Here is a 1,247-nt window from a genome sequence, read left to right on the forward strand (position 1 = left end):
TAGGCCGTAGACTCATAAGCTCGCAGCCATAGCCGCATTGAGGCAAGTTGAACCATGGCGAGGAAGTTGGCGGCGAGCTTGTCGTAACGGGTGGCGACGCGGCGGAAGTGCTTCAGCTTGGAGAAGAACCGCTCGATCAGGTTCCGTTCGCGGTAGAGCCACGTGCTGAAGTACGGTTTTGACCGCCGGTTGGCCTTGGGCGGAATATTGGCGAACGCACCCCTCTCGCGGAGAGATGCTCGGATGCGATCGGCATCATAGGCCTTGTCCGCCAGCACGATTGTTCCGAGATCAATATGATCGAGCAGTGCGTCAGCGGCTTGACCGTCATGGCTTTGCCCTGCGGTCAGGCTCAGCCGGATCGGGAGCCCTTGCCCATCAACGACCGCATGGATTTTGGTCGTGAGCCCGCCTCGGGAACGACCGAGACAATGATCTCGATCCCCCTTTTTGCCGTCGCGGCCTGCTGATGGGCGCGAACGGAAGTGCTGTCGATCATCTGGATATCGCCATCATGCGCGGCGGTGATGGCATCCATCATCCGGTCCCACACTCCGGCCTTCCGCCATCGCACGAACCGATTGTAGCAGGTAGTGCGCGGGCCATATCGCTCGGGCAGGTCGCGCCATGGTGCGCCGGAGCGCAAAACCCAGAAGATCCCGTTCAGCACGCGGCGGTCATCTACGCGCGGAACGCCTCGCGGCTTGTTGGGCAGCAGCGGCTCGATCACGCGCCACTCGAAGTCAGTTAGGTCGTATCGGCTCATGCCGACGCTGAATCAGCCTTGGGCATGAGATGCAATCAGATAGCGGTCAGCACCGGATCGTGCCAAAAATGTCCATATGAAGCCAAAGGCGAGCCTATACCTGCGGATGCGCCGTTTCGTGGATCACGATCAGTCCACGCGAATGCGACCGGCCACACCATTCCTCGGCATTTTGCCGATCGCACTTGCTGGGATGGTACAATCACGGTTGAGCGATACTGCGGCGATGTGGGCATGGATCATTGCTGTCACGATCGGCGGGGCCTGGACGGCCTTCGCTTGGTGGCGGGGCTATCGGCTTTTCAAGGCGTTCGGCCTACGCGGTGATCGTCAATTTGACGAGCGCGACAAGTTTGCTCTGGCACCTGAATACCACGGCAGCGAAAGTGCGACGAGGGCCAAGCAAAAGCGGAGGATCGGACGGCAGCGCGAGCGCTAATCGTCACACGCCCACGCTGCCGTTTATGAGTTTACGACCTAG

General features: G+C 60.2%; 2 protein-coding genes. One reads left to right on the forward strand and one right to left on the reverse strand.

The features are described from left to right. Positions 1–766, reverse strand: a protein-coding gene (locus tag ADT71_RS29795; protein WP_132470550.1) for an IS5 family transposase whose coding sequence is annotated in 2 segments (ribosomal slippage) — positions 1–454 and positions 454–766 — 767 coding nt annotated over the 2 segments. Because the reading frame shifts where the segments join, the coding sequence is not laid out codon by codon here. This gene is flagged as partial in the annotation. A gap of 76 nt (positions 767–842) precedes the next feature. Between ADT71_RS29795 and ADT71_RS00190 the strand changes: the two genes are divergently transcribed. After that, on the forward strand, positions 843–1,205 hold the full coding sequence (locus ADT71_RS00190) for a hypothetical protein (protein ID WP_054434088.1): 363 nt from the start codon (positions 843–845) through the stop codon (positions 1,203–1,205). The last annotated feature ends 42 nt before the right edge of the window (positions 1,206–1,247 follow it).

Source organism: Novosphingobium sp. ST904, from assembly GCF_001298105.1.
Taxonomy (GTDB): domain Bacteria; phylum Pseudomonadota; class Alphaproteobacteria; order Sphingomonadales; family Sphingomonadaceae; genus Novosphingobium.

Coding starts and splice junctions, on each gene's coding strand:
- ADT71_RS00190 (WP_054434088.1), top strand. CDS start 843: ATGAAGCCAAAGGCGAGCCTATACCTGCGGATGCGCCGTTTCGTGGAT.